The sequence below is a fragment of the Streptomyces violaceorubidus genome (assembly GCF_000717995.1).
Taxonomy (GTDB): domain Bacteria; phylum Actinomycetota; class Actinomycetes; order Streptomycetales; family Streptomycetaceae; genus Streptomyces; species Streptomyces violaceorubidus.
In genome coordinates this window covers 74,735-99,797 of record NZ_JODM01000004.1, presented here as the reverse complement: position 1 = coordinate 99,797, position 25,063 = coordinate 74,735, and the positions used below count along the sequence as shown (strand labels likewise).

21 protein-coding genes and 1 pseudogene are annotated in these 25,063 nt (G+C 73.9%); 8 read left to right on the top strand and 14 right to left on the bottom strand.

What is annotated here, in order from left to right:
- Positions 1–66: 66 nt before the first annotated feature.
- Both IE94_RS0108625 and IE94_RS40915 read right to left on the bottom strand, forming a co-directional pair.
- Positions 67–678: a Uma2 family endonuclease gene (locus IE94_RS0108625; RefSeq protein ID WP_030180605.1), complete on the bottom strand. Its 612-nt coding sequence runs from the start codon at positions 676–678 to the stop codon at positions 67–69.
- Positions 679–755: 77 nt separating this feature from the next.
- Positions 756–1,084: pseudogene (locus IE94_RS40915) on the bottom strand (helix-turn-helix domain-containing protein); the annotation flags it as partial.
- A 399-nt stretch (positions 1,085–1,483) separates the two neighbouring features.
- Between IE94_RS40915 and IE94_RS0108620 the strand changes: the two are divergent.
- Positions 1,484–2,359 (top strand): helix-turn-helix domain-containing protein, encoded by an 876-nt coding sequence (locus IE94_RS0108620; RefSeq protein WP_030180602.1) that lies wholly within the window; start codon positions 1,484–1,486, stop codon positions 2,357–2,359.
- Positions 2,356–2,568, top strand: a complete 213-nt coding sequence (locus IE94_RS0108615; protein WP_030180600.1) for a DUF397 domain-containing protein — start codon at positions 2,356–2,358, stop codon at positions 2,566–2,568. The genes IE94_RS0108620 and IE94_RS0108615 overlap by 4 nt, the downstream gene beginning before the upstream one ends.
- 15 nt (positions 2,569–2,583) lie before the next feature.
- Here the strand turns inward: IE94_RS0108615 and IE94_RS0108610 are convergent, their stop codons facing one another.
- The 3 genes from IE94_RS0108610 to IE94_RS0108600 form a co-directional block, all read right to left on the bottom strand.
- Positions 2,584–2,949 (bottom strand): PH domain-containing protein, encoded by a 366-nt coding sequence (locus IE94_RS0108610; RefSeq protein ID WP_030180598.1) that lies wholly within the window; start codon positions 2,947–2,949, stop codon positions 2,584–2,586.
- A gap of 102 nt (positions 2,950–3,051) precedes the next feature.
- Positions 3,052–4,668: a methionine--tRNA ligase gene (metG, locus tag IE94_RS0108605; RefSeq protein ID WP_030180595.1), complete on the bottom strand. Its 1,617-nt coding sequence runs from the start codon at positions 4,666–4,668 to the stop codon at positions 3,052–3,054.
- A gap of 115 nt (positions 4,669–4,783) precedes the next feature.
- On the bottom strand, positions 4,784–6,610 hold the full coding sequence (locus IE94_RS0108600) for a VWA domain-containing protein (RefSeq protein ID WP_030180592.1): 1,827 nt from the start codon (positions 6,608–6,610) through the stop codon (positions 4,784–4,786).
- 263 nt (positions 6,611–6,873) lie between these two features.
- On the opposite strand from IE94_RS0108600, the gene IE94_RS0108595 reads away from it, so the two are divergent.
- Positions 6,874–8,952 carry a PhoX family protein gene (locus IE94_RS0108595; RefSeq protein ID WP_030180589.1) on the top strand — a complete coding sequence of 693 codons (2,079 nt, stop codon included), beginning with the start codon at positions 6,874–6,876 and terminating at the stop codon, positions 8,950–8,952.
- Between the two features lie 48 nt (positions 8,953–9,000).
- On the opposite strand, the gene IE94_RS0108590 is transcribed toward IE94_RS0108595, so the two are convergent.
- Both IE94_RS0108590 and IE94_RS0108585 read right to left on the bottom strand, forming a co-directional pair.
- Positions 9,001–9,921 carry a hypothetical protein gene (locus IE94_RS0108590; RefSeq protein WP_037922179.1) on the bottom strand — a complete coding sequence of 307 codons (921 nt, stop codon included), beginning with the start codon at positions 9,919–9,921 and terminating at the stop codon, positions 9,001–9,003.
- Positions 9,922–9,993: 72 nt separating this feature from the next.
- Positions 9,994–10,497 (bottom strand): hypothetical protein, encoded by a 504-nt coding sequence (locus IE94_RS0108585; RefSeq protein ID WP_030180585.1) that lies wholly within the window; start codon positions 10,495–10,497, stop codon positions 9,994–9,996.
- Between the two features lie 77 nt (positions 10,498–10,574).
- Here IE94_RS0108585 and IE94_RS0108580 point away from each other — a divergent pair, with 77 nt between their 5' ends.
- A complete protein-coding gene (locus IE94_RS0108580; protein WP_078606431.1) occupies positions 10,575–11,843 on the top strand; it encodes a PP2C family protein-serine/threonine phosphatase in 1,269 nt (422 codons plus the stop codon).
- A gap of 64 nt (positions 11,844–11,907) precedes the next feature.
- Positions 11,908–12,987: a hypothetical protein gene (locus tag IE94_RS0108575; RefSeq protein WP_030180575.1), complete on the top strand. Its 1,080-nt coding sequence runs from the start codon at positions 11,908–11,910 to the stop codon at positions 12,985–12,987.
- A gap of 191 nt (positions 12,988–13,178) precedes the next feature.
- Here the strand turns inward: IE94_RS0108575 and IE94_RS39040 are convergent, their stop codons facing one another.
- Positions 13,179–13,355: a hypothetical protein gene (locus IE94_RS39040; RefSeq protein ID WP_037922175.1), complete on the bottom strand. Its 177-nt coding sequence runs from the start codon at positions 13,353–13,355 to the stop codon at positions 13,179–13,181.
- Between the two features lie 112 nt (positions 13,356–13,467).
- On the opposite strand from IE94_RS39040, the gene IE94_RS0108565 reads away from it, so the two are divergent.
- Positions 13,468–14,817 carry a helix-turn-helix domain-containing protein gene (locus tag IE94_RS0108565; RefSeq protein WP_030180572.1) on the top strand — a complete coding sequence of 450 codons (1,350 nt, stop codon included), beginning with the start codon at positions 13,468–13,470 and terminating at the stop codon, positions 14,815–14,817.
- A gap of 272 nt (positions 14,818–15,089) precedes the next feature.
- Here IE94_RS0108565 and IE94_RS0108560 read toward each other — a convergent pair whose 3' ends face one another.
- The 4 genes from IE94_RS0108560 to IE94_RS0108545 form a co-directional block, all read right to left on the bottom strand.
- The gene (locus IE94_RS0108560) at positions 15,090–16,760 is read right to left on the bottom strand and encodes a glycoside hydrolase family 13 protein (RefSeq protein WP_030180569.1); all 1,671 of its coding nucleotides are present in this window, start codon (positions 16,758–16,760) and stop codon (positions 15,090–15,092) included.
- Between the two features lie 111 nt (positions 16,761–16,871).
- Positions 16,872–17,852: a nucleoside hydrolase gene (locus tag IE94_RS0108555; protein WP_030180566.1), complete on the bottom strand. Its 981-nt coding sequence runs from the start codon at positions 17,850–17,852 to the stop codon at positions 16,872–16,874.
- A gap of 528 nt (positions 17,853–18,380) precedes the next feature.
- On the bottom strand, positions 18,381–19,508 hold the full coding sequence (locus tag IE94_RS0108550) for a M24 family metallopeptidase (protein WP_030180563.1): 1,128 nt from the start codon (positions 19,506–19,508) through the stop codon (positions 18,381–18,383).
- 4 nt (positions 19,509–19,512) lie between these two features.
- A complete protein-coding gene (locus tag IE94_RS0108545) occupies positions 19,513–19,884 on the bottom strand; it encodes a DUF6479 family protein (RefSeq protein ID WP_030180560.1) in 372 nt (123 codons plus the stop codon).
- 89 nt (positions 19,885–19,973) lie between these two features.
- Here IE94_RS0108545 and IE94_RS35310 point away from each other — a divergent pair, with 89 nt between their 5' ends.
- Positions 19,974–21,818: a right-handed parallel beta-helix repeat-containing protein gene (locus IE94_RS35310; protein ID WP_037922173.1), complete on the top strand. Its 1,845-nt coding sequence runs from the start codon at positions 19,974–19,976 to the stop codon at positions 21,816–21,818.
- A gap of 25 nt (positions 21,819–21,843) precedes the next feature.
- On the opposite strand, the gene IE94_RS0108535 is transcribed toward IE94_RS35310, so the two are convergent.
- On the bottom strand, positions 21,844–22,722 hold the full coding sequence (locus IE94_RS0108535; RefSeq protein WP_030180555.1) for a serine hydrolase: 879 nt from the start codon (positions 22,720–22,722) through the stop codon (positions 21,844–21,846).
- A 142-nt stretch (positions 22,723–22,864) separates the two neighbouring features.
- Positions 22,865–23,797, bottom strand: a complete 933-nt coding sequence (locus IE94_RS0108530; RefSeq protein WP_245235201.1) for a LysR family transcriptional regulator — start codon at positions 23,795–23,797, stop codon at positions 22,865–22,867.
- A 259-nt stretch (positions 23,798–24,056) separates the two neighbouring features.
- Between IE94_RS0108530 and IE94_RS0108525 the strand changes: the two genes are divergently transcribed.
- Positions 24,057–25,049, top strand: a complete 993-nt coding sequence (locus tag IE94_RS0108525; protein ID WP_051777382.1) for a CE1 family esterase — start codon at positions 24,057–24,059, stop codon at positions 25,047–25,049.
- The last annotated feature ends 14 nt before the right edge of the window (positions 25,050–25,063 follow it).

Sequence of the window (25,063 nt, the reverse complement as noted above, 5' to 3'; positions counted from 1 at the left end):
TCCGCCGACGGCACGCACAGGGGCCCGGCACCGGATCGCTCTCCGGCGCCGGGCCCTTCGCCGCCTTCACCCCTGGCCCTGGCCTTCCTCCTGGTAGAGCGGCAGGTTCCGGGTCGAGATGGTCCAGTCGGCGATGGTGACGTCCTCGCCGTAGACGAAGTCCTTGCGGGTGGCGTAGCGGGGGCCGTCGGGGGTGGTGTGGATGTCGGTGAGGACGGCGCCCTCGCCCGTGCGCGGATCGAAGATCGCGTAGGTGGGCACACCCATGAGGGGGTAGTCGCGCGTCTTGGTTACCCAGTCGTTGTCCGGGTTGGAGCGGGAGACCACTTCGATGGCGGCGATGAGCGCGCGAGGGTTGATCGAGCCCTGGACGTCCAGATCCGCCCATGCGATCACCATGACGTCGGGATGGCGCATGATGCCCTCGGGCTCATCCTCCACATCAGGTGTGCCGGTATGGGCCAGCAACGCGTCCGGCAGCATCTTTTCGAGACGGCGGCTGATGTGCGCGGCTGTGACCTCGTGCGGCCCTCCGGGCGACATCATGTCGTGGACGATTCCTTCCTTGGTGATCTCGAACTTCCCGGGCAGGGTGTCGTCCATGGTCTGAACGAAGTCCCGCATGGCCCGGTAGAGGTGGGAGGCGCCCTGCTGCGGGTTGTCTGGGGCGATGGTCATGGCGCTCGCTCCTCGTCTTCTGTGCCCAGGGGCAAGGATCGTCACGTTCATGCTAGGCGTCCTCCGGAAGATCGGATCGGCAGTCGCGGCAGCTGGGCGGTCAGGCGGTGGGCGAGGAAAGCGGCGGGCCGGACCAAGGGCTCGTTGGGCAGGTTCTCGGTCAGCGCGTGCCGTACGGCGGTGGGGGCGACCTCGCGCTCCAGCCAGGCGGCGACACCCGGGGCGAGGTGTTCGGCGTCGGTGGCGGACAGGAGCAGGCGGGATCGCGGCGGCGCAGGCCGGTGAGGACGTCGACGGCCGCCTGGAGGAGTGCGGGGGCGGGACACGACGGCTGCGGCACGGCGGGGAGGCGCTTGGTGGACGACGCCCGCGAGCGGCGGCTCGTGGGGGTGGTCTTCGCCCGGGGTTCGGGACGTGGCGGGCGTGTGGGCGTTAGGGTGCTGGGCAGCCATCGGGAACAGCAGCCTTCCTTGGTGGTCAGGCCCTCGCATTGGGAAGCCACTCCCGGCGGGGGCCGTCGCATGTCTGGTGGTGGTCGTGTCGCCGCTGAGCGTAGGGCACGCAACCGGGCCCGAATCCCGCCAAGTTGGCATATTCACCCGCGGGAGTGACCGCACCCGGCGGGAGGGAGGGGTGGGGCTTGGCGGGGTGCTTTTCTCTCCGGTGAGTGGTTCATAGGGGGCGCAGGTGCGACCGGAACCCGCCCCCTCGGGTTGCGGGTCGTTGTCCGGTGGTGTCCGGCTCTCCGAGGGGTGCGTAGGGGTAGGGCGTGGCTGGTACGACGCGGTACGACGGAGGGGTGCGCCTGTCGGTCGACGGTGAGGTTCGGCAGCTCAGGACCGAGGCTGACGAGCCGGGGTGGGAGGTGGACCCGGACGACGAGTGGGGTGTGGCGGTGGTCGCCACCGTGGGGCGGCAGTTGAAGCTGCGCCGGGAGGCCGTGGGGATGCGGGCCGGTGAGTTCGGCCAGGCCGTGGGGTACGGCGAGGATCTCGTCTACAAGATCGAGGGTGGGAAGCGGATTCCCCGGCCGGAGTATCTGGACATGGCCGACGAGGTGTTGGGCGCGGGTGGGCTGCTCGCCGCGATGAAGGAGGACGTGGCGAAGGTCCGGTATCCGAAGAGGGTGCGGGAGATCGCCAAGTTGGAGTCGCAGGCGGTTGAGGCGGGGCTGTACAGCAATCACAACGTCCACGGCCTGTTGCAGACCGAGGAGCACATGCGGGCGCTCTTCGACGCGTGGTTGCCTGCCTACTCGGACGAGGAGACGGAGCGCATGGTGGCCGCCCGCATGGCTCGCCGTTCCATCTTCGAGAGGTCACCCGCGCCGACGATCAGCTTCGTCCAGGAAGAGGTGACGCTTCGACGCCCGGTCGGGGGCAGAATGGTGTGGCGTCGGCAGCTTGAACGGTTGCTGGAGCTGGGTGAGTTGCGGAACGTGTCGGTCCAAGTGATGCCGACGGAGGTCGAGGATCACTTCGGCACGGGCGGGCTGATCGAGGTGTTGAAGTTTCCGGACGGCACGGCGGTCGGTCGCTCCGAAGGGGCGTTCAGCGGGCGACCGGTAACCGATCCGAAGCAGATTCGCATCCTTGACCTGCGCTATAGCATGGTCCGGGCCCAGGCGCTCACGCCCCGGGAGTCGCGGGCGTTCATCGAGCAGATGCTTGGAGAAACATGAGCGGCACACCGTCCACCAGGGACGACTCCGCGCTGGTGTGGCTCAGGAGCAGCTACAGCAGCAGCGGCGACGGAAACGACTGCGTCGAGGTGGCCGCCGGCCCCGGCACCGTGCACGTCCGTGATTCCAAGTACCGCGACGCGAGCCCACGCCTCGCGTTGGCGACGCAGGCGTGGGCAGGCTTCGTGGCGTACGCGGCCGACAGCTGACGGCCGGGCGCGGGTCTAGCGCGCCACGAACTGGGTCAGGATCGCCTGGACCTCGTAGATGTCGACGCCCTTGGTGAAGGTCTTCTGGATGGGGGCCTGGGAGCCGGACAGCCAGATCTTCAGTTCGGCGTCGAGGTCGAAGTGACCGGCCGTCTCCACCGCGAAGTGCGTGATGCTGCGGTACGGGATCGAGTGGTACTCGGTCTTCTTGCCGGTGATGCCCTGCTTGTCGACCAGGATCAGCCGCCGGTCGGTGAACAGGATGGTGTCGCGGATCAGCAGGTAGGCGGCGTGCACCTGCTCGCCGTGACCGAGCAGGCGCGCGTACTCCTGCTGCGCCTGGCCCGGGTCGATGCTGTGCGCGTTGCCGAAGAGTGCCATGGATGTCCCCCCACGTGAGCCGGTTCTTCGTTCGATCTTCGCAAACACGCAGGGCCCGGGAGAAGCCTTCGCCTCTCCCGGGCCCCCGCTGTAGCGAGCGCGTTACGCGGTCGGCTTCTCCTCGAGACGCGGGAAGAGCACCGCGCCCTTGGTGACGGTCGCACCGGCGGGCAGCCGGCCCCAGTCTGCGGCGTCCTGGACCCGCTGGTCCGCGAGGGGGCCGAGGGAGGGCTCGGCGCCGAGGGAGTCCCAGAGCTTCTGGGAGGTGTCCGGCATGATCGGGTTCAGGAGGACCGCCACGGCGCGGAGCGCTTCCGCGGCCGTGTAGAGGATCGTCGCCAGGCGGGCCTTGCCCTCCGGGGAGTCGTCCTTCGCGACCTTCCAGGGCTCCTGCTCGGTGATGTAGCCGTTGACCTGCTTGACGAAGTCGAAGACCGCCAGGATCCCGCCCTGGAAGTCCAGCTCCTCGCCGATCTTCCGGTCGGCCTCCGTGACGGCCTTGGTCAGACCGTCGTGGATCGCCTTCTCCGCGTCCCCGTCGGCCGTCGCGGCCGGCAGCTCGCCCCCGAAGTACTTGGTGACCATGGCCGCCACACGGGAGGCGAGGTTGCCGTAGTCGTTGGCCAGCTCGCTGGTGTAGCGGGCGGAGAAGTCCTCCCAGGAGAAGCTGCCGTCCTGGCCGAAGGCGATCGCGCGCAGGAAGTACCAGCGGTAGGCGTCCACACCGAAGTGCGTGGTCAGGTCCTGCGGCTTGATGCCGGTCAGGTTGGACTTCGACATCTTCTCGCCGCCGACCATCAGCCAGCCGTTCGCGGCGATCTTCCCGGGCAGGGGCAGGCCCTGAGCCATCAGCATCGCGGGCCAGATGATCGCGTGGAAGCGGAGGATGTCCTTGCCGACCAGGTGCACGTCGGCGGGGAACGTCGACTCGAACTTCTCGGGGTTCTCGTTGTACCCGACCGCGGTGGCGTAGTTCAGCAGGGCGTCGACCCACACGTAGATGACGTGCTTGTCGTCCCACGGGACCGGCACGCCCCAGTCGAAGGTCGAGCGGGAGATGGAGAGGTCCTGGAGGCCCTGGCGGACGAAATTCACGACCTCGTTGCGCGCGGACTCGGGCTGGATGAAGCCCGGGTTGGCCTCGTAGTGGGCGAGCAGCTTCTCGCTGTACTCGCTCAGCTTGAAGAAGTAGTTCTCCTCGCTGAGGATCTCCACCGGCTTCTTGTGGATCGGGCACAGCTTCTGGCCCGCGTACTCGCCCTCGCCGTCGAGCAGCTCGCCGGGGAGCTTGTACTCCTCGCAGCCCACGCAGTACGGGCCCTCGTAGCCGCCCTTGTAGATCTCGCCCTTGTCGTACAGGTCCTGCACGAACTCCTGGACGCGGTCGGTGTGCCGCTTCTGCGTGGTGCGGATGAAGTCGTCGTTCGCGATCTCCAGGTGCTCCCACAGGGGCTTCCAGGCCTCGGTGACGAGCTTGTCGGCCCAGGCCTGCGGGGTGACCCCGTTGGCCTCGGCCGTGCGCATGATCTTCTGACCGTGCTCGTCCGTGCCGGTGAGGTACCACACCTTCTCGCCGCGCTGGCGGTGCCAGCGGGTGAGCACGTCGCCTGCGACGGTCGTATAGGCGTGGCCCAGGTGAGGAGCGTCGTTGACGTAGTAGATGGGGGTCGAGACGTAGTACGCCTTCGCCCCCTGCTTCTCGGTTCCAGTGGCCGCCATGGGCGAAATCCTACTGGGCTCGTGGAGATCGACTCACACGCGTTTCGGGGGGTGGACGGAGGGCTTCCCCTTCGTCCACCCCCCGAGGGGCCGACAGCTCGGCTGCCGTGTCCGGCTACGGGCGCCAGGTGGCCAGTACGCCCTCGTACAGCTCCTTGTCGGTCAGCTCCTTCGGGGTCTCGCCGGCCAGGAAGTGGGAGGCGTTGCCCGTCTTGAGCTTGCGGAGGTAGTCGAAGGCCTTGTTCTCCGGGTCACCGAAGGCGACGAAGGAGAAGTGGACGTTCGGGTGGCTCGCGGCGGCGTCCGTGAGGGCCTGGGTGGCCGGGGTCTTGGCGTCGGGGGCGCCGTCCGTCTGGAAGACCACGAGGGCGGGGGTACCGGGGGGTGCGTGCTCGGTGTGGTGGGCGAGGACTGCCTCGACGGCGGCGTGGTAGCTGGTGCGGCCCATGCGGCCGAGCGCTGCGTGCAGCTCGTCGATCTTGTTCTCGTGGTCGGTGAGGGTCAGGTCGCCGGTGCCGTCCACTTCCGTGGAGAAGAACGTGACGTGGACCGTGGCCTCGGGGTCGAGGTGCGCGGCGAGCGCGAGGGTCTGCTCGGCGAGGGCCTGGGCGGAGCCGTCCTTGTAGTACGGGCGCATGGAGGCGGAGCGGTCGAGGACGAGGTGGACCTTGGCGCGGGCGCCGGTGAGGTCGTGCTTCTTGAGGGTGGTGGCGGCGGCCTTGTAGGCGGCGGTGAGGGTGGGGGCCTGGGTGCGGAGGTGGGCGGCGGTTGTTGCGGGGTGTGACGCCTCGGCTGCGCCTTCGGCGTCCGTGTTCCCACCCGCACCGCCCGTGCCGGTTTCGTTGTCGGGTGCGGGTGGCCCCTGTGGGGCGTCCTCGCCGTCGGCGGCCGAGGGTGCGGGGGTGGCCTTCGGCTCCGCCTCGGCCTCCGGGTCCGCCTCCGGGTCCGCCTCCGGGTCCGCCTGCTGCTCCGCCTGAGCCTTCGGCTCCGCCTCGGCCTGCTGTTCCGGCTTCGGCTCCACCTTGGCCTCCGGCTCCGGCTCGGCCTTCGGCTCCGGCTCGGCCTCCGGCTCGGCCTTCGGCTCCGGCTCGGCCTTCGGCTCAAGCTCCGCCTTGGTCGCCGGCTCCGCTTCCGCCTCTGCCTCTGCCTCTGCCTCTGCCTCCGGCTCAGCCTCGGCCTTGGACGCGGGCTCGGTTTCGGGCTTTGTCCCGGTCTCCGGCTCATCCTCGGCTTCGGGGTCCGTCTGGGCCTCCGGCTCCGCTTCCGCTTCGGGTTCCGCCTGGGCCTTGGCCTCCGGCTTCGGCTCAGCCGCGGGCACGGGCTCGGTTTCGGGCTTTGTCTTGGTCTCCGGCTTAGCCTCGGCCTCCGCTTTCGGCTCCGGCTTAGCCTCGGCCTCCGCTTTCGGCTCCGGCTTAGCCTCGGCCTCCGGCTCCGGCTTAGCCTCGGCCTCCGGCTCCGGCTTAGCCTCGGCCTCCGGCTCCGGCTTAGCCTCGGCCTCCGGCTTCGGCTCCGGCTTGGTCTCGGATGCAGGCTTGGCTTCGGGTTCCGCCTGGGCTTGCTGCTCCGGCTCGGGTTCCGCCTCGGACCGCAGCTCCGGCTCGGCCTTGGCTTCCGGCTCGGCCTTGGCCTCGGGCTCGGGGGTCGGGGGCGGAGTGGGGTCCGTGGGGCGGTTCGTCGGCTTGGGGACCGTGACGTTGGTGAAGGCGGCCTTGACGAGGTCGTGCTCGTCGGGGGTGGGTTCCGAGCGGGGCTCGGGGATCCGGGAGGACTCCGGCTGGGCCGGGGTCTCGGCCGGCTCCGGGGGTGCGGTGGGCTGGGACGGGAGCGTCGGCTCCGGCTCGATGGCCGGCGGTGCCGTCTCCTGCGTCGCACCCTCCGCCTGTGCGGTCCGTTCCTTGCGTGACCGGCCGAACGCGTTCCGCAGGAGAGTGAGAATGCCCATGTGCGCAACCCTTCGAGTGAGTTGGTGCCGTCAATCCCTGGCCAGGACGGACACGTAAGGTTAGCGGGCCCGGCTTGTGATCTTGTGCAGGGTCTGGCACGCGGGCGGCGACGCGTCAAGGCGGGATCGAGACGAAGCCGCCATTCCCCCACGGCTTCCGCGGGTTCACCCTTCGTTCACCGCGACGCCCGGTCCCCGCACGTATGTGCACCTACGGTCGCGCTGACACCAGGGCATACAGGGATTCTCAAGGGGAGAACACAGTGCGCAAGCTCCTGCCGTTGATCGGGACGCCGTCCGGTTCGCATCCTGGCGGCCGGTCCGCGATGACCTGCCGTTTCCGGTGTGGTGACGCCTGCTTCCACGAGGTGCCGAACACCAGCTCCAACGAGTACGTCGGCGATGTCATCGCCGGGGCGCTCAGCCGCCGTTCCATGATGCGTGCCGCCGCCGTCGTGACCGTCGCCGCCGCGGGCGCCGGGGCCGTCGGCCTGGCGGGGGCGCCGTCGGCCGAGGCCGCGCCCGCGGCCGGAAAGGGGCACGGCAAGCCGTCCGGGGCGCAGGGCGCGCGGGGGCTGCGCTTCACGCCCGTCGCGCCCAACACCGACGACGCGGTGACCGTCCCGGAGGGGTACCGGCAGGAGGTCGTCATCCGTTGGGGTGAACCCATCCTGCGCGGGGCGCCCGCCTTCGACGCCGAGAAGCAGACCGCCAAGGCGCAGGCCGGGCAGTTCGGGTACAACAACGACTTCCTCGCCCTGCTGCCGCTGCGGGGCGAGCACGACCGGCAACTGCTCGTCGCGAACCACGAGTACACCGACGAGGTGCTCATGTTCCGCGGCTACGACCCCGAGAACCCCACCCGCGAGCAGGTCGAGATCGCCTGGGCCGCGCACGGGCTGTCCGTCGTCGCCGTGGCGGAGGAGAAGAGGAGCGGGCGGCTCACGCCCGTCCCGCGGCACCGGCTGAACCGGCGCGTCACCGCCACCAGCGAGTTCCGGCTGACCGGCCCGGCCGCCGGGTCCGACCTGGTGAAGACCTCCGCCGACCGCACCGGCCGCAAGGTGCTCGGCACCCTCAACAACTGCTCCGGCGGCACCACCCCGTGGGGCACGACCCTGCACGGCGAGGAGAACTTCAACCAGTACTTCGCCAACGCCTCCCGCGCCACCGACAAGCGGTACGGGATCGGGACCGGCGCCACCGAGCGGAAGTGGGAGCGGTTCGACAAGCGGTTCGACGTGGCGCGGGAGCCGAACGAGGTGCACCGGTTCGGGTACGTCGTCGAACTCGACCCGTACGACCCCGACTCGACCCCGCGCAAGCACACGCTGCTCGGCCGGTTCAAGCACGAGGCCGCGACCGTGCGGCTGACGGACGACGGGCGGCCGGTCGTCTACACCGGCGACGACGAGCGGTTCGACTACTTCTACAAGTTCGTCGGCAGCAAGCGGATGCGGCAGGGGAACTCCCGCTGGGCCCGTGAGCACAACCTCTCGCTGCTGGACGAGGGCACCCTGTACGTCGCCAGGCTCAGCGGCGACTCCCCGGCGATCGAGATCGACGGCACGGGCACGCTGCCGCGCGACGGTGAGTTCGACGGCGCCGGCGAGTGGATTCCGCTGGTGACCGCCACCGAGGACGGTGCCGTCTCGCACGTCGAGGGGATGAGCGCCGAGGAGGTGTGCGTCTTCACGCGGCTCGCCGGGGACAAGGTCGGCGCCACCAAGATGGACCGGCCCGAGGACATCGAGCCCTCGCCGAGCACCGGCAAGGTGTACGTCGCCCTCACCAACAACTCCAACCGGGGCAAGAGCGGCTACGCGGGTCCCGACGAGGCCAACCCGCGCAACGCCAACAAGCACGGTCACGTCCTGGAGCTGACCGAGCGCCGCAACCGGGCCGACGCCACCGCGTTCGGCTGGTCGCTGTTCCTCGTCGCGGGTGACCCGGAGGACCCGGCGACCTACTTCGCGGGCTTCCCCAAGGACCGGGTCAGCCCGATCTCCTGCCCCGACAACGTCGCCTTTGACGACCACGGCAACCTGTGGATCTCCACCGACGGCAACGCGCTCGGCAGCCATGACGGGCTGTTCGGCGTGGCGACCAAGGGCGACCGGCGCGGTGAGCTGAAGCAGTTCCTGACCGTGCCGACCGGCGCCGAGACCTGCGGTCCGCTCGTGCAGGACCGGCGGGTGCTGGTCGCGGTGCAGCACCCGGGCGAGGTCGACGGCGCCTCCGTGGAGCGGCCGGCCAGCACCTGGCCCGACGGACCCGGGAAGATCGTGCGCCCGGCGGTCGTGGCGGTGTGGCGCGCGGACGGCCGCGACATCGGCGTCTGAGCGGGCGCAACGCAGAGACCGTGGGAGGGGCCCCGCCGCCGGGCGGTGTCAGAGCCGGGTGCGCGTCGGCCGGGCGGGGCCCGGTTCGGCGGCGGGCCGGTCGGGGGACCGGCGGCGCGGCGCCCGACGGTGGCGGCCCACGAGCCAGGAGGCCAGCGCGACGGTGAGGCCGAGGGCGACGAGGAGCCAGGAGGCGGTGCGCAGGGTCCGGGTGAGGGCGTCGTACACGGCGCCCGCGGCGGGGCCGTTCACCGGGCCGGGGAGCTCCGCGACCGTGAGCCGGCGGCCGACCAGCACGGAGAGGGCGAGCAGCGCCCCGCCGAGGGCGGTGCCGATCCCGGCGGCCGTGACGGCGCGGCGGCGGCAGGCGGCGACGGTGATGCCGGTGACCGCGAAGACGACGGCCGCCAGCGGCAGCCAGAGGGCGGCGACGTCGAGCACGTGGTAGCCCTTCCTGAGCCGGTCCGCCTCGTGGGCCGGGAGCACGGTGACCGCGATGTGCCGGACCGGGATGCGCCGGGCGAAGGGCACGTGGTCCTCGGCGAGCCGGTCCCTCACGCGTTCGGTGACGGGGGCCAGGTCGGCGGTGACCGCGCGTCCGGCCGCGTCGTCGTCGCGCAGGGCGCGCAGCACGGCGGCGTGGACGGTGCGGTTGGCCGCGTCCCAGCCCTCGTGGAAGGCCTCGGTGCGGGTGAACGACCGGGCCGCGTCCCGCACGAAGAGCCGCACGGTGCCGTTCACGGGCCCGGCCGCGGCCCCGTCGACGTATCCCGCGAACCCGGCGCCCAGTCTGTCGGCGGCGGCGTCCCGTACGGCCGGGTCGTCGGCGAGCGGGGCCATGGCCGCCACGTACCGGTCCGTGTCGGCCGGCCCGTGCATCGCCCAGCCCGCCAGCGTGGCGCACGGTGCGAGCAGGCTGGCGAGGACGATCAGGACGGCCGACAGGGCGCTCCGAAGGCGGGGGAACACCCTTCCAGGCAAACCCCCGTGCCCCCGCCGGGCGACCGGTGTGACTGCATATGGCCCCCGGGGACGAGCCGGTCAGGTGGTGCGGGTGAGGGCGCGGGTGCGGTGCCGGGCCGCCCGCGCCTCCTCGGCGTCCTGGTGGGTGGCGTAGTGGTAGTACAGCCCGGCCGTCACCGCCGCCGCGAGCAGCAGGGACACCAGGATGCTGGTGAACATGGCCACGCCGCTGCCCGAGTACAGGAAGCCCAGCGCGCTGCCCGCGAAGGCCCCCCACAGCACCGCGTGGCCCTCGCGGGGCAGCCGGTCGGCCACCGCCCGGACCGCGTACCACAGGAGCGCGAAGGCGAGCACCGTCATGAAGCCGAACAGCAGGTTCCAGCCGGTGATGGGGCCGCCGTGGCGGCGGATGGACGCGGCCCAGTAGCCGTAGACCAGGCCGATCGCGAGGGGCATCGCCCACTTCGCCAGCAGGTGCGTCCGCCTGCCGAAGACGTTGGGCGTCGTGGGACCGGACGCGCCCGTTCCGGTGCGGGTCCCGGCGCCGGTGGACGTTTCGCGTGCGGGTATCGCGTGAGCCATGGGAGCACTCCTCTCGCCTCGCCCCGTCTGCCCCCGTCTACCAGGGCACACCTGGGTCCGCCGGCCGGCAACTCGGGATGCGGGCCGGTCGGCCGCGTGCTTCGCTGGGGCCCGTGAGGGGTCGTGTCCGCAGCCCGGTGCGCGCCCGATGGCGGCCGCTCGGACGGCTCGTGCGCGCCGTCGGCCGGGGCGACGCCGTGTCCCGGCACGAACTGCTCAGTGTGCGCGGTCGCACGGTGGCCTGGGTGTTCCCGCTGCTGCTGCTCATCGGCATCGCCGCGGGCGACGTCACCACCGGCGCCTTCGAGATCATCTCCTGGACCGTGCTGGTCCCGGGCGTCGCCGCCGCGATGTGCGGGGTGGCGGGCACGGCCGTCTTCGCCCTGCTCGCGCTCCTCGTCTACGTCTGTGCCGACACCGTCTGGCAGCACCGTGAGGAGACCGGGCTGCCCGGACTGGTCCTGGTCGTCCTCGGCGGTGCCATCGCCGTGGCGGCGGCCGGGTTCCGGGTGGACGGCGAGCGGCGGATGCTGCACATGCGGGACATCGCCGACACCACCCGCCGCACCGTGCTGCGTCCGCTCCCGGTCGGCTTCGGCGGCCTCGACCACGCCGCCGTCTACCTCGCCGCGGACAGCGAGGCCCGCGTCGGCGGCGACTTCTACGACATCCAGCCCGGACCGCACGGCACCCGGGTCCTCGTCGGCGACGTGCAGGGCAAGGGGCTGGGCGCGGTGGAGACGGCCGCGGCGCTGCTCGGCACCTTCCGCGAGGCCGCCTACCACGAGGCGGACCTCGCGACGGTTGCCGAGCGCCTGGAGGTCCGGATGGTGCGCCACCGCGGGCACACCGCGGCGCTCGGCCGGTCCGACGGCGACCGGTTCGCCACCGCGGTGCTGATCGGCTTCCCGCCCGGTCTGCCGGACGCGATGGAGGCCGTCGTCTTCGGCCACGATCCCCCGATGGCGATCGGCCCCCGCGGCGTGCGCGTGCTGCCGGTGGTGGGCGGGCTGCCGCTGGGCATGGCCGAACTGGTGTCCGGCGGCCGGTCCGGGGCGCCGCCCGTGCCCCCGGTGCACCGGCTGCGGCTGGCCGCGGACGAGACACTGCTGCTGGTCACCGACGGGGTGACCGAGGCCCGCGATCCGGCCGGGGTCTTCTACCGGCCGGCCGACGACCTCGCCCGGGCCGTCGCCGCCGACGCGCGCAGCGCCGACCCCGCGCGGCTGGTGGCCCTCGTACGGGACGGCACGCTGCGGCACTGCCGGGGGCGGGTGGCCGACGACACCACGGTCTTCGCGGTACGGCGGACACCGGCCGGTCAGGATCCCGCCGCCGACGGCTGAGTGCCCCGCTTCGCAGTCGCAGCGGTTACGGTGCTGCCGTACCTGATCGACAGGGGGAGGGGACATGCCCGGAACCGTGCTGCTGCTCGCGGCGTCGCCCGTGGGCCGTGGGTGCCTGGTGGACGCCGCCTCCGTGCTCCCCGTGCTCGCGGCGGTGCCGCCCGCCGTGCTCTCCGGCACGGACACGGCCAACGTCGTCGAACTCGCCGACCCGCTGGAGCCGCAGGCGGTCCTCACCCGGCTGCGGGCCGCGGCGGCGGCCCCCGGACCCCTCACGGTGTACGTCGCCGGGCAGCTGCAACTGGACCGGCGCCAGCGTCTGCCGCACCTGGCGCTGGCCCGCACGACGCCGTCGACCGTCCGGTACACCGCGCTGCCCTGGCACTGGATCCGCGAGGAGCTGCGGCTGCGGCCGAGCGGCGCGACGACGCTGCTGCTCGACCTGCACGCCGACCGGGAGACCTGGGAGTGGCTGCGGACCAGCCCGTTGGACTCCGGGCGCAACAACGCGGTGTACGGCCGCGTCGCGCCGCCGCCCGCACGGCGGACGGTGGCCGTCCCCTCGTACATGCGGGGCGTGGCGACGATCCTGCGCAGCGGGCACCGGCCGGCGCCGGAGGAACTGCACCAGCAGGCGCTGGCCCGGGCCGCGGCCGACGCCGCGGACAGCGGCGCGGTGGCCGGCGCGGACCTGGTGCTGACGGCCCCGGGGCCGGTGGCGGGCGACCCGCACGCCGTCATCGCCGCGGCCGTGCGGTCCGGGCGGCACGGTGACGCCGACGCGCTCGCCGCCCGGCACGAGCGGGCCGCGGCCCAGGCGCGCGGGCCCGCCTCCGAGGACGCGCTGCACTGGACCGAGGTCCGGGCCGACCTGGCGATGTTCGCGGGGGACCCGGTGCGCAGCTGCCGGACCTGGCTGACGGTGGCCGAGGCCCGGCTCGGCGCCGGGCAGCCCGCGCAGGCGCCCGCCGTGGAGGCGGCCGTCGACCGGGCCCACCACCAGTGGGGGCTGATCCGCGACACCGGCCGGGCCCGCGAACTGGGCGCGTCCCTCGCCCTGCTGCGCGGTCGCGTACCCGGCCGCCGAGAGGGTGCCCTGGACCACGTCCAGCGCGAACTGAGCCGCCTCCAGACCCAGGGCTGAGCGCACGCCCTCCGGTGGGTGCCCCGGGGAGGGGCACGCTGTCGGGGCTCTCGGCCGTGAGGGGGCTCGGTCGTGGACGCTGGGTCGTGGGGGCTCGGTCGTGGGCGCTGGGTCGTGAGGGGGGCTCGGTCGTGGGGACTCGGCCGTGAGGGGGACTCAGTCGTGGGGTCTCCGCCGTCGGGCCGTCGGGTCTAGCCGCCCGCGGAGGCCAGTTCGTCCGCCTGCCGGGCGGCGTCGGGGGCCGGGGCGGGGGTCGGTGGCGTGTCCGAGGGGCCCGCGTTCGCGGCCAGCAGCAGGCAGGCCACGGCGGCGAGGGCGGCGGCGAGGGCTCTGGCGTAACGTTCGGCGGTGCGGGAGCGTGGGGGCACGGTGTCCTCTGCGGAATCAGGGATTGTGTCAAGCACGGTTAAGCGCGCTTAATACGCGGTTTAACCTAGAGCCGTCCGAGCCGAACGGCAAGAGCCTCATGGGGAGTTGGCAGTGGGCGACCGTGACGACCGAAACGCCATCGGACGCCGGGTGCAACGGCTGCGGGCCGAACGCGGGATGACCCAGCGCCAGTTGGCGGAACCGGCGTACACACCGGCCTACATCTCCACCCTGGAGGCCGGTCGCGTCCGCCCCTCCGACGAGGCGCTGCGCCACCTCGCCGACCGGCTCGGCGTCGGCTACGAGGAGCTGGCCACCGGACGCCCCGCCCACCTCGCCACCGACCTGCGGCTCCGGCTCACCGAGGCGCAGCGCACCCTCGCCACCGAGGGCGCCGAACAGGCGGCCGACCAGTACGCGGGACTGCTCGCCGAGGCCGAGGCGTACGAGCTGGCCGAGGAGCGGGCCGCCGCGCTGCTCGGACTCGGGGAGTGCGCCGTGGAGACCGGCGAACTGGCCGCCGGACGGCAGTACTTCGAGCGGGCCGAGCAGTGCCTCGTGGACGCCGGCGCCCCGCTGCCCGCCCGGGTCCCCGCGCTGCGCGGACGGGCGCTCTCCCACTACCTCGCCGGTGAACTCCGCTACGCCGTCTACCTGCTGGAGTCCACCCTCGACGAGTTGAACCGCGGCGGCCTGCACGACCCCGACGCGCTGCTGCTGCTCTACGCCAGCGCGATCGGCCCGTACATGGACATGGGCGCCCACGCGCGCGCCGCCCAGGCCGCCGAACTGGCCCTCTCCCTCGCCCCCAGCGCCGGGGACCCCGCTCTGGTGGCCCGTATGCACCGCTCCGTCGCCCGCACCCTGCTCGCCGAGGGCCGCCTCGCCGACGCCGACGCCTCGCTCGCCAAGGCGGCCGAGCTGTACCGCACGCTGCAACTGCGCACCGAGCTGGCCAACTGCCACTGGATGCGCGGCTACGTCTGCGCGCAGAACGGCGAACTCCCGCGCGCGGAGGCGGAGATGCGCGAGGCGCTCGGCATGCTGTCGGCCACCCGCGCCGCCCTCTACAGCAGCCAGGTCGCCGTCGAACTGGCCGACGTGCTGCACCGGCGCGGCAAGTCCGAGGAGGCCGCCGAACTGCTGCACGGCGTCCTCGACGACCTCTCCTCGGAGCGCGGCGCCGTGCACTCCGCGGGCGCGCACCGGCTGCTCGGCATCATCGCCGAGGACGCCCGGGACACCGAGGCCGCCGAGGAGCACTACGTCCGGGCGCTGAGCCTGCTGGAGCGGGCCGGGGCCGCCGGTGACCTGGCCGACCTGTGCCGGCTCCTGGGCGACCTGCTGCGCCGCACCGGCCGCGTGGAGGCGGCCCTGGACGCGTACCGCACCGGCCTCGGCCACCGCACCGCGCCCGGCACGACCACCCTGGGACCTGCGCCCGCCCAGCCGCCGCTGTAGCCCGCCGGCGGCACAGGGCGGTCGCCGTCAGCGCCAGCACCACCGCGAGCGCGGCGCCGAGCAGCGGGCGGGCGGCGGGGGCGGGCGACGGGAGGACGGCGGGGGCGGGCGACGGGAGGACGGCGGGGGCGTGCTGCATCGGTGCCTCCTGGAGGGCCGGTGCGACCGGCGCCGTTCAGGATCGGTCACCCCTCCACCGCACCACCGTCCCCGCCGCGCCACCAGCGAGCGCGGCCGTCCGGGTGAGAGCACCCGACGGCCGCGCGGACCCGCTACAGGCCGAGCCACACCGTCGTGTCCGGGCCCAGCCGGCCGTCCTCCAGCGGCGCGCTGCTCAGCAGCACCTCTCCGGCCGGGAGGTCCACCGTCCGGCCGGAGAGGTTGGTGACACAGCGCCAGCCCTCCGAGCGGTCGAACCGCAGCACGCCCGCCGGGACGTCGTCCGACCAGGTCAGCGCCTCGCCGTCGAGCAGCTTGCGGCGCAGGCGCAGGGCCGTGCGGTACAGCTCCAGGGTCGAGCCCGCCACCCCGTCCTGGGCCTGGACGGCGTACGCCGCGAAGCCCGGTGGCTGCGGCAGCCACGCCGCGCCCGCGCCGAAGCCGTACGAGGGTCCCTCCGTCGTCCAGGGCAGCGGCACCCGGCAGCCGTCGCGGCCCTTGCGGACGTGGCCGGTCTGCTCCCAGATCGGGTCCTGGAGGACCTCGGTGGGCAGGTCGGCCACCTCGGGCAGCCCCAGCTCCTCGCCCTGGTAGAGGTACGCCGAGCCGGGCAGCGCCAGCATCAGCAGCGTCGCCGCGCGGGCCCGGCGCAGTCCGGCCGCCGCGTCGACGGGGGGTGCGTGGCCGCCGGACAGCAGCCAGGCGTCGGTGTCCGTGTCCGGCGGCAGGACCAGGCGGGTGGCGTGCCGGACGACGTCGTGGTTGGACAGCACCCAGGTCGCCGAGGCGCCGGCGGCCCGCGCGTCGGCCAGCGAGCCGGTGATGACCTCGCGCAGCTCGGCGGCGTCCCAGCCGGTCTGGAGGTACTCGAAGTTGAAGGCCTGGCCGAGTTCGTCCGGGCGGGCGTACAGCACACGCCGGGGGCCCGGGACCCAGGCCTCGGCGACGGCCGTGCGGGGCGGGGTGTAGGCGTCGAGGATCTTGCGCCAGTCGCGGTAGACCTCGTGGACCTCGTCGCGGTCGTAGAAGGGGTGGGTGCCCGGCGCGAATCGGGTCAGGGCCGCCTCGCCGCTCAGCTCGGGGGAGCCGAGGTCGCGCAGCGGCTCGGTGAGGTCCTTGACCAGCGCGTGCGCGACGTCGACGCGGAAGCCGTCGACGCCCCGGTCGCACCAGAACCTCAGCGTGGTGCGGAAGTCGGCGCGGACCTGTTCGTTCTCCCAGTTCAGGTCGGGCTGCTGGGGTGCGAAGAGGTGCAGGTACCACTGTCCGTCGGGCACCCGCTGCCAGGCGCTGCCGCCGAAGACGGACTGCCAGTCGGTGGGCGGGAGTTCGCCGTGCGCGCCGCGGCCGTCCCGGAAGACGTAGCGGTCGCGGGCGGCGGAACCGGGACCGGCCTCCAGCGCCTCCCGGAACCAGGCGTGGCGGTGCGAGGTGTGGTTGGGAACCAGGTCGACGATCACCTTCAGGCCCAGCCGGTGGGCCTCCGCGGCCATCGCGTCGAAGTCGTCCAGCGTGCCCAGGCGCGGGTCGACGTCGCGGTAGTCGTCGACGTCGTAGCCGCCGTCGGCGAGTTCGGAGGGGTAGAAGGGGCTGAGCCACAGGGCGTCGACGCCCAGGGCGGCCAGGTGGGTCAGCCGCTGGGTGACGCCGCGCAGGTCCCCGAGCCCGTCGCCGTCGGCGTCGGCGAAACTGCGGGGGTAGACCTGGTAGATGACGGCCTGCCGCCACCAGTCGGGGTCCTTGGACGACAGATCGGGGGTGCTGGCGGTGCTGCGTACGGTCACGCGGCCTCCTTCGAGATGCCGAGTCGGTACGTGCGGGCGACACGAACTGATCTGGTACGTCTGTCCAGATCACCCGAAAAGCGAACGCCTGCGCCCGCGACGCGCCGGTGACTACGCTTCCGTGCGCTCGACCGTGCCCAGGTACAGCTCCACGTACCGGGCCACGTCCACGTCCAGGGCCACGTCGACGAGGGGCTGTTGGCGCATGCCGTCGTGCAGTTCGGACTCGCCGACGCGCAGCCGGCGGTCGACGAGGGTCTGGCCGCGGGACGGGCCGGGGGCCAGCGACACCTCGACGGGCAGCCGGTGCGTGGTCAGGCCCGCCGGGTCGATCACCGCGCAGACCGCGCCCGCGTCGCCCAGCCCACCGCCGGGGTCGGTGGCGTCGGTGGCCGGGCCGCGGTGGGCGAGCAGTTCCCCGGCGAGCCGGGTGCCGGGCTCGGCGCTCGCGCGCAGCCGCCGGACGTCCGGTCCCGGCACGATCACCCGCTCGAACACGTCCAGCCCGTACATCGTGATCGGCACCCCCGCGGTGAGCAGGATCGCGGCGGCCTCCGGGTCGTGCCACACGTTGAACTCGGCGACCGGCGTCGCGTTCCCGGTGGCCACCGCGCCGCCCATGAACACGATCCGCTCGATGTTGCGGGTGACCTCGGGGTGGGTGCGCAGCAGCAGCGCGATGTTGGTCAGCGGCGCGGTGGGGATCAGGGTGACCGGGCGCGGGGAGGCGAGGATCTCCCGGCGCAGCAGTGTCACCGCGTCCACGTCGGCGGGGGTGCGGGTGGGCGCGGGCAGCCCGAGGTCGCCCATGCCGTCGGCCCCGTGCACGTGCCGCGCGGTGCGCACGCCCTCGATCAGCGGCCGCTCGGCACCCCGGGCGACGGGGACGTGCGGGGCCCCGGCCCGTTCCAGCACGGTCAGCGTGTTCCGTACGACCCCGGCCACATCGGTGTTCCCGGCCACGCAGGTGACCGCGCGCAGGTCCAGCCGCGGGTGGCGGACCGCCAGCAGCAGGGCCAGGGCGTCGTCGATGCCGGTGTCGCAGTCGATGATCACCGGAATGGGCTGCTGCTGCTCGGGTGCGGTGCTCACGGCGGGGGCTCCTTGTCCTTCGCGGGGACGCCGACGCGGTGACCCTACGCGGGGGCGCTCGAATCCCCACGCCCCGGCGCCGGGCGCGTACGCCCACGGCGTCGGGCGCGGCGCGCCGGGGCGTGCCCGGGGGCGTGCGTCTTCGGCGGGGCTTTCGCGTCCGGTGGCCGAGCCCAGCGCGCCGAAGCGCGGGGCGCCCGCGCCGGGACCTCGGCCTTCCGGTCGGCGGTCGGCGGTCAGCGGTCGGCGGTCAGCGCGCCGGGACAGTCCGGCGTCGCGACCGAGGTCGGTGGGAGCGCTTGCGCGAAAGGGATGGCGCGCGAAGGGGATGGCGGAGGGGCGGTGCGGGGTTGCGCGGTGCGCGGGGTCCGGGGTTGCAGAGCATGAGGGTGCGGGGCGCGGGGTGCGGGGTGCGGAGCGCGGGTCCGGCGTGCGGGGCACCCGGTGCGGGGCCAGTGAGTGTGGTGGCCCCGGGTGTGCGGGGCGCGGAACGCAGGGCCAGGGGGCCGGGGGCCGGGGATGGTGCGCTCAGTGCACGATCGCCAGCTCGTGCGAGGTGGTGTTGAGGCGTCGGCCCCCGTCCTCCGTGCAGGTCACGACGTCCTCGATGCGGACGCCGAAGCGGTCCGGGAGGTGGATGCCGGGCTCGATGGAGAAGCACATCCCCGGTTCGAGGGGCTGTTCCTCGCCCTCGCCCAGATAGGGCGGCTCGTGGGTGGTCACGCCGACGCCGTGGCCGGTGCGGGGCGCGACGTGCCCGGCGTGACCGGCCTCCTCGATCACCGCGCGGGCCGCCCGGTCGACGTCCTGGCAGGACACCCCGGGCCGCACCGCCGCGAAGGCCGCCCGCTGGGCCGCCCGGACGGTCTCGTGGACCCGGCGCTCCTCGTCCGTCGGCGCCCCGACGTGGACGGTGCGGGCGATGTCGAAGCCGTAGCCGTCCCGCAGGCCGCCGAAGTCCAGGACGACCATGTCGCCGTCGCCGATGACCCGGTCCCCGGGCCGGTGGTGCGGGTCGGCGGCGTGCGGTCCGGCGCCGACGACCGTGAAGTCGACCCGGCTGCGGCCGTGCGCGCGCAGCAGCCCGGTCAGGTCGGCGGCCACCTCGCGCTCGCTGCGCCCGCCGAAGCGCAGCCCGAGGACCTCCTCATAGGCGGCGTCCGCCGCCGCCGCGGCGGCCGTCAACCGGGCCACCTCGTGCTCGTCCTTCACCGCGCGCCGCATCGGCAGCACGACGGACAGCGGCTGGTAGGTGGCCAGCGGCAGGGACGCCTGGAGGCAGAGCAGGTGCAGCGCCCAGGTCGCGTCGGAGACGGCGTACCGTCCGTGCGGGCGCAGCAGCCCGGCCGCGGCGGCGTAGGCGTCCTGGCCCTCCCACCAGTCGGACACCCGTATCGCGCCCGCGCCGGGGGCCGCCTCGGCGGTGGGGCGGTCGACCGCGGGCACCAGCAGCCTGGGCTGGGAGGTGGCGGTCAGGACGAGGAGGGTGAGGCGTTCGGCTGGGGCGGTGGGCCGGTAGCCGCACAGCCACACCAGGTCGGCCCCGGGGGTGACCAGCACACCGGCGAGCCCGAGGGTGGCGGCCGCGTACGCGGTGCGGTCCATGCGGGCCGCGTAGACCTCGTCCGTGAAGGCACCGGCGACGGCGTCGTCCACGGTCTCAGACGTGTCCCGGCCCACCGCTGCCGAAGGCTCCGCTCGACCCCGGCAGCCAGCGGCGCCGCTTCTGGTCGTCGCCGCGGCGGCTGCCCGAGTGGTGCAGTTCGTAGGGCATGAGCCGCGGGCTCCCGTCGTTGTTCAGCGGGATCTCGTCGGGTTCGCGCATCTCCCGCTCCTCGCGGACGGCCCCGGTGGCCGGGAGGTGCGGCTGTTCGTCGGCGCGGGGGCGGTCGGGCTCCCGGTCCATGACCCGCATGCCCGTGCGTACGGCCCAGATCAACCCGCCGGCGATCACCAGCCCGATGATGAAGACCACCGTCACCTTGAGCCCGCCCGAAGGCGCGGCCAGCACTACATACGTTCCCGTACTCATGTTCTGATTATGCACCCCCAAATGGGATAAAGCGCCTGATATGTCCCCACATTTGTTCGACTGATCGAACGCGCGGTTGGGAAGGGCCGGTGGCTGGTACCCGGGCGGCACGGGGCGGTGCCCGCCTCGGGCCGCCGTCCCTTCCGCGTCACCGGTGGAAGGAGCAGCCCATGAGCGCGCCGTTGACGGCCCACGCGCATGAGTACGGCCTGGTCGGGGACGGCACCGCCGACGACCGGCCGGCCCTGCAGAGGCTGGTGGACGCGCTGGGCGACGCCACCGCCGAGGACGGCCGGCCGCGCACGGTCCGCGTGCCGGCCGGGCGGTACGTGATCCGCGACGAGCCGGTCCTCTGGCGCAGCGGCGTCTCGCTGGTCGGTGCCGGACGCGGCGCCACGTGCTTCGCCCTCGCCAACCCGGGCGCCCCCGCCCGGCCGGTGCCCCTGGCCTGGTTCACCACCGCGCAGCACGGCGCGGGGCGGGACCACCACATCGCGGACGTCACCTTCGCCCACTTCGAGATCGACGGACGGGGGGTGGTGACCGAGGAGTACGAGGTACTGGCCAAGGGGCTGGGGCTCCAGTACGTGCTGCGCGGGCGCTTCAGCGACCTGTACATCCACGACACCGCCGCCACCGGCTTCGGGTGCGACTTCCTCCAGGACACGGTGGTGGAGGGGGTGCTGACCGAGCGGTGCGGGCGCCAGGACCCCGGCGGGAAGATGGGCGGCGCGGGCATCGGGATCGGGGTCGGCGGGTGGGGGCCGGTCGAACGGCTGGCGGTGACCGGCTGCACCGCGCGCGGCAACGGCACCAACGGCATCTTCCTCGAACTCCAGCAGGAGGAGTGGGTCCCGCCGCGCGGCATCCGCGTCACCGCCTGCCACACCGAGGACAACCGCTACGGCATCTCCGACTGGGGCGCCGACGGCCTCCTGGTCACCGGCTGCACGATGCTCGGCAACCACGTCGCCGGGTTCGACGTGTCGGCGCAGGGCACGACGAGCGTCGGCGGGCGCGGCGGCCTCGTCACCGGGTGCGTGATCGACGGCAACGCGGGGGACGGGATCGCACTGGGCAACACCCCGGGGCCGTACGGCTTCCACGGCAACCGGGTGAGCAACAACGGGCGGTACGGCTACTGGCAGCACAACCTGACCGGCGGCGACCAGGAGCCCGCCACGGACATCGTCCTGGAGTCGAACGACATCCACGACAACGCGCTGGACGGCATCCGCCTCGACGCCCCGCTGCACGAGCCCGCGATCTTCGGCAACCGGATCCGCGGCAACGGCCGCCGGGCCGCGCCACCGACGCGAGGGGGCGGGGAGGGCGTGCGCTGCGGGCCGCTCTCGCTGACCGACGAGCGGGCCGACTGGCTCCCGGGCGGCCACCGCGGCAAGGAACTGACGGTCGGCGGCGGCCCGGAGGGGACAGAGGCCCCGACCGACGCCACGACCGTCGCCACGACCGACGCCACGACCGGAACCACCGCCGAGGTCACCGTCCAGGCCACCGCCCCGGTCACCGCCGAGGCCACCGTCCCGGTCGCCGTCCAGGCCACCGTCCCGGTCACCGCCGTGGTCACCGACAACACCGCCACCCGCCTCACCCTCGCCCCCGTGCGCCCCGGCACGGACACCGCCTGGCCCGACGGCACCCCCGCGCCCGGCACCGCCTACCGCCTCCCGGACTCCCCGGCCCCGCGCGCCGGTCTCACCGCCGCCGCGGCCGTGACCCACCCGTACGTGCACGGCAACCGCGTCCGGGACGACGGGCACCCCCGCACCCAGGTCCACGCCGTGTGGATCGCGCCCGAGGCCACCTGGACGGGCGGCCGGGTCTCCGGTAACGACTTCAGCGGCAACGGCTCGGCGTCGACCCGTTTCGACTCGGCGCCCAGCGGCGGGCGCTGGCGCGACAACGCGGGATGACGCGGGATGACGCGGGCCCCGGCCGTCAGGGTGCGCGCAGGGCCTCCACCGCGATCCGGGCCGCGGTGCCGATCACCGCGTCCGCCGCCGGGAGCACGGCCGCCGTGTGGGCGGTGCGCGTGAAGACGGCCACGGCGTAGCGGCCCCCGTCGGGGTATTCGACGACGCCGACCTCGTTGCGCAGGGTCGGCAGGCTGCCGGTCTTGCCGGCCACGTGCACGTCGTCGAAGGGGAAGCCCGAGGCCAGGCGGTGCGGCCACACCTGGAGACCCATGATCCGGCGCATCGCGGCACCGTACTCGGGCGGGCAGGTCTCGTCCCGCCACAGGGCGCCGAGCAGGCGGGTCATGTCGCGGGGGGTGCTGCGGTTGGTGCGGGCCGGGTCCAGGGCGCGCAGCCGGGTGATGACGTGCGGGTCGGTCAGCGCCCGGGCACCGTCGGGCCCGGCGTCCTCGCGCATGGTGCCCAGCATCTCGCCGAAGCCGTACACCGCGCGCGTCCGGGTGAGGCCGAGCCGGGCCGTGGCGCGGTTGACGGCGTCCAGGCCGACCCGGCGCAGCAGCAGGTCGGCGGCGGTGTTGTCGCTGACGGACATCATCAGGTAGGCGGCGTCGCGCAGCGACAGCCGGGCCGGGTCGAGCATGGCCGCGAGCCCGGTGGGCCCCGGGGTGCGTCCGGTGGGCGGGCACTCGACCTGCTCGGTGAGTTCAAGCTCCCCGGCCGCCGCCAGTTCGTGCAGCGCCACCAGTACGCACACCTTGTGGACGCTGGCCGTGCAGACCGGCTGGTCCGCCCCGGCCCCGACCTGCGCCCCCGAGTCGATGTCCACGGCGTGCAGCCACCCGGTCACCCCGGCCTCGGCGAAGGCCGCGTCCAGCCGTGCGGCGGTGGCGTTCTCGGTCATGACCGGGCCTCCGGTGCCGAGTGGGAACCCGTGGGCCGGGCGTCCGCCGCGTCGCGAGCTCCGGCGCGCGCTCCGGCGCGCGTGGAGGTCGTCCGGAGGGCGCCGTCCGGTGCCGGGCGGTGGCGGGGGGTGGTGGGGCCGGTCATAGCCAGTACTCCGATGCCGGGCGCAGGTGCAGGGGCCGGGCGGGCGTCTCGGAGTGGGCGCCCGCCGTGGTGCGCAGCGCGTGGGTGGCCGCGTCCGCGAAGGCGCCGACGGCGGCGTCGCCGCGCCCCTTGGGCCAGGCCGCGGAGTGCCGCCAGGCGGGCGGCGCCCCGGCCAGCGGACGCCAGACCAGGTCCTGGTCGCCGGGGGCCACGAGCCGGGTGTCGCGGGGGCCGAGCGCGACGGCCCCGGACGACAGGACCAGGCCGCGGACGAAGCTGGCCCCCTGGCCGTGCCGTACCGCGGCGGGCGTGTAGCCGCCCCGGGCGCAGGCGGTGAGCAGGTCGTCGTAGACGGCGGGGGCGTCGGCGCGCGGGAAGAGGACCAGGTCGTAGCCGGTGAGGGCGGCGAGCGGCACCTCGTCCAGCCGCGTCTGGGGCGCGCCGCGCGGCAGCAGGACGCCGAGGTCGCGGCGGAGCACCGGGCCCAGCTCCAGTCCCGTGACGTCGCAGGGGTGGTGGATGAGGCCGACGTCCAGTTCGTGGGCGGCGAACCCGGCGAGCTGCTGGGCGGTGGTCAGCTCGTGCAGCTCCAGTTCCAGCCCCGCGTGCCGGTGGCGGAAGTCGGCCAGCAGGGCGGCGACCGTCTCGCCGGAGATGTCGGGGGACAGGGCGGCGCGCAGCAGGCCGCTCTCGCCGTCCCGGATGCGGCGCGCGGCGGTCCGCAGCGCCTCGGCGCGGGCCAGCAGCTCACGGGCCTCGGCGAGCAGCAGCGTGCCCGCCTCGGTGATCGTCACGTGGCGGCTGGAGCGCTCGAAGAGCCGGACGCCCAGCTCCTTCTCCAGCCGTTGGATGCGCTGCGACAGGGGCGGCTGGGCCATGCCGAGCCGGGCGGCGGCACGCCCGAAGTGTGACTCTTCTGCAACAGCCACGAAGCACTCCAGGTGCCGCACCAGGTCCACGACCAGTAATCATATTGGTGATTGATCGATCCGACATTCATATCGGTCTTGGACAGGGACTCGGAGCGGTTGCTCTCCTCGGGCCATGCGTTCCTTCCGTGACCGTGACCGTGACCCCGGCCGTGACAGTGACCGCGGCCGTGACCGTGACTGTGACAGTGACCGCGGCCGTGACAGTGACCCCGGCGGTGACCGTCGCCTCGCGCGCCGCGCCCTCCGGTGGCCCGGCGTGCTCGCCCTCGCCCTCGTCCTCCCCCTGGCCGGTTGCGCCACCGGTCCGCACGCCGGCGCCGACTCCGGCCGTCCGACCGCGGGGCCGGCGGCGAGCGGCCCGTCCGCCGGCGGTACGGGCACCCCGGCGCCGGAGGTCTCCGCGCGGCTCCGGGTGGACGGGGACATCCGCCAGTACCTCCTGCACCGGCCCGCCCCCGCCTCCGCCGCCACCGACGACGCCCCGAGGCCCCTCCTCATCGCCTTCCACGGCCGGGGCGCCGACGCCGCCGAACTGCGTGCCAAGACCCGGTTGGAGCGGGCGGCCACCGCGCGCGGCATGCTCGTCGCCTTTCCCGAGGGCCTCGGCCACGGCTGGGGCGCGGGCACCCGGGCGACGAAGCAGCGCCCGGACCCGGACCTGGACGTCCGGTTCACCGAGGCGCTGATCGAGCACCTGGTCCGCACTGAACGGGCCGACCCCGACCAGGTCTACGTCGCCGGGTTCTCCAACGGCGGCTCGATGGCCCTGCGCATGGCCGCCGAGCGTCCCACCCTGCTGGCGGGCGCGGCCTCGGTGTCCGGCCAACTTCCCACGGGGGCGGCCGCGGTGCAGCCCACGGGGCCGGTCCCGGTCGTGGTCGTCTACGGCGCCGACGACCCCGTACGGCCACTCGCGGGCCTGCCCTCCCCGCCGCCGGACCCCGGGGAGCCGATCCTGCCGACCCGGTCCGCCCGGGACAGCGCGGCCGCCTTCGCGGCGGCCGGGGGCGCGGGCGCGCCGGTCACTCGGGAGGAGAAGGGCTACGACCGGACGGTGTGGCGGCTCAAGGGCGGTGCGCCCGGCGGCGAGCGGCGGCCCGGCGGCACCGTGCAACTCCTCGTCGTCGACGACGCCGGTCACACCTGGCCGGGCTCGACCGTCGCGCCGCCCGAGGGGTTCGGCCCCGTCAGCAAGGCCCTCGACGCCACCGACACGATCCTCGACTTCCTCACCGGCCCCGGCCGCTGACCGACCGACAAGGA

What these genes read in the sequence shown, in the direction of transcription:
- IE94_RS0108625 (WP_030180605.1), bottom strand. Translation starts at nt 678, where the DNA reads ATGACCATCGCCCCAGACAACCCGCAGCAGGGCGCCTCCCACCTCTAC.
- IE94_RS0108615 (WP_030180600.1), top strand. Translation starts at nt 2,356, where the DNA reads ATGAGCGGCACACCGTCCACCAGGGACGACTCCGCGCTGGTGTGGCTC.
- IE94_RS0108610 (WP_030180598.1), bottom strand. Translation starts at nt 2,949, where the DNA reads ATGGCACTCTTCGGCAACGCGCACAGCATCGACCCGGGCCAGGCGCAG.
- metG (WP_030180595.1), bottom strand. Translation starts at nt 4,668, where the DNA reads ATGGCGGCCACTGGAACCGAGAAGCAGGGGGCGAAGGCGTACTACGTC.
- IE94_RS0108600 (WP_030180592.1), bottom strand. Translation starts at nt 6,610, where the DNA reads ATGGGCATTCTCACTCTCCTGCGGAACGCGTTCGGCCGGTCACGCAAG.
- IE94_RS0108585 (WP_030180585.1), bottom strand. Translation starts at nt 10,497, where the DNA reads ATGGCTCACGCGATACCCGCACGCGAAACGTCCACCGGCGCCGGGACC.
- IE94_RS0108580 (WP_078606431.1), top strand. Translation starts at nt 10,575, where the DNA reads ATGCGGGCCGGTCGGCCGCGTGCTTCGCTGGGGCCCGTGAGGGGTCGT.
- IE94_RS0108575 (WP_030180575.1), top strand. Translation starts at nt 11,908, where the DNA reads ATGCCCGGAACCGTGCTGCTGCTCGCGGCGTCGCCCGTGGGCCGTGGG.
- IE94_RS0108545 (WP_030180560.1), bottom strand. Translation starts at nt 19,884, where the DNA reads ATGAGTACGGGAACGTATGTAGTGCTGGCCGCGCCTTCGGGCGGGCTC.
- IE94_RS0108535 (WP_030180555.1), bottom strand. Translation starts at nt 22,722, where the DNA reads ATGACCGAGAACGCCACCGCCGCACGGCTGGACGCGGCCTTCGCCGAG.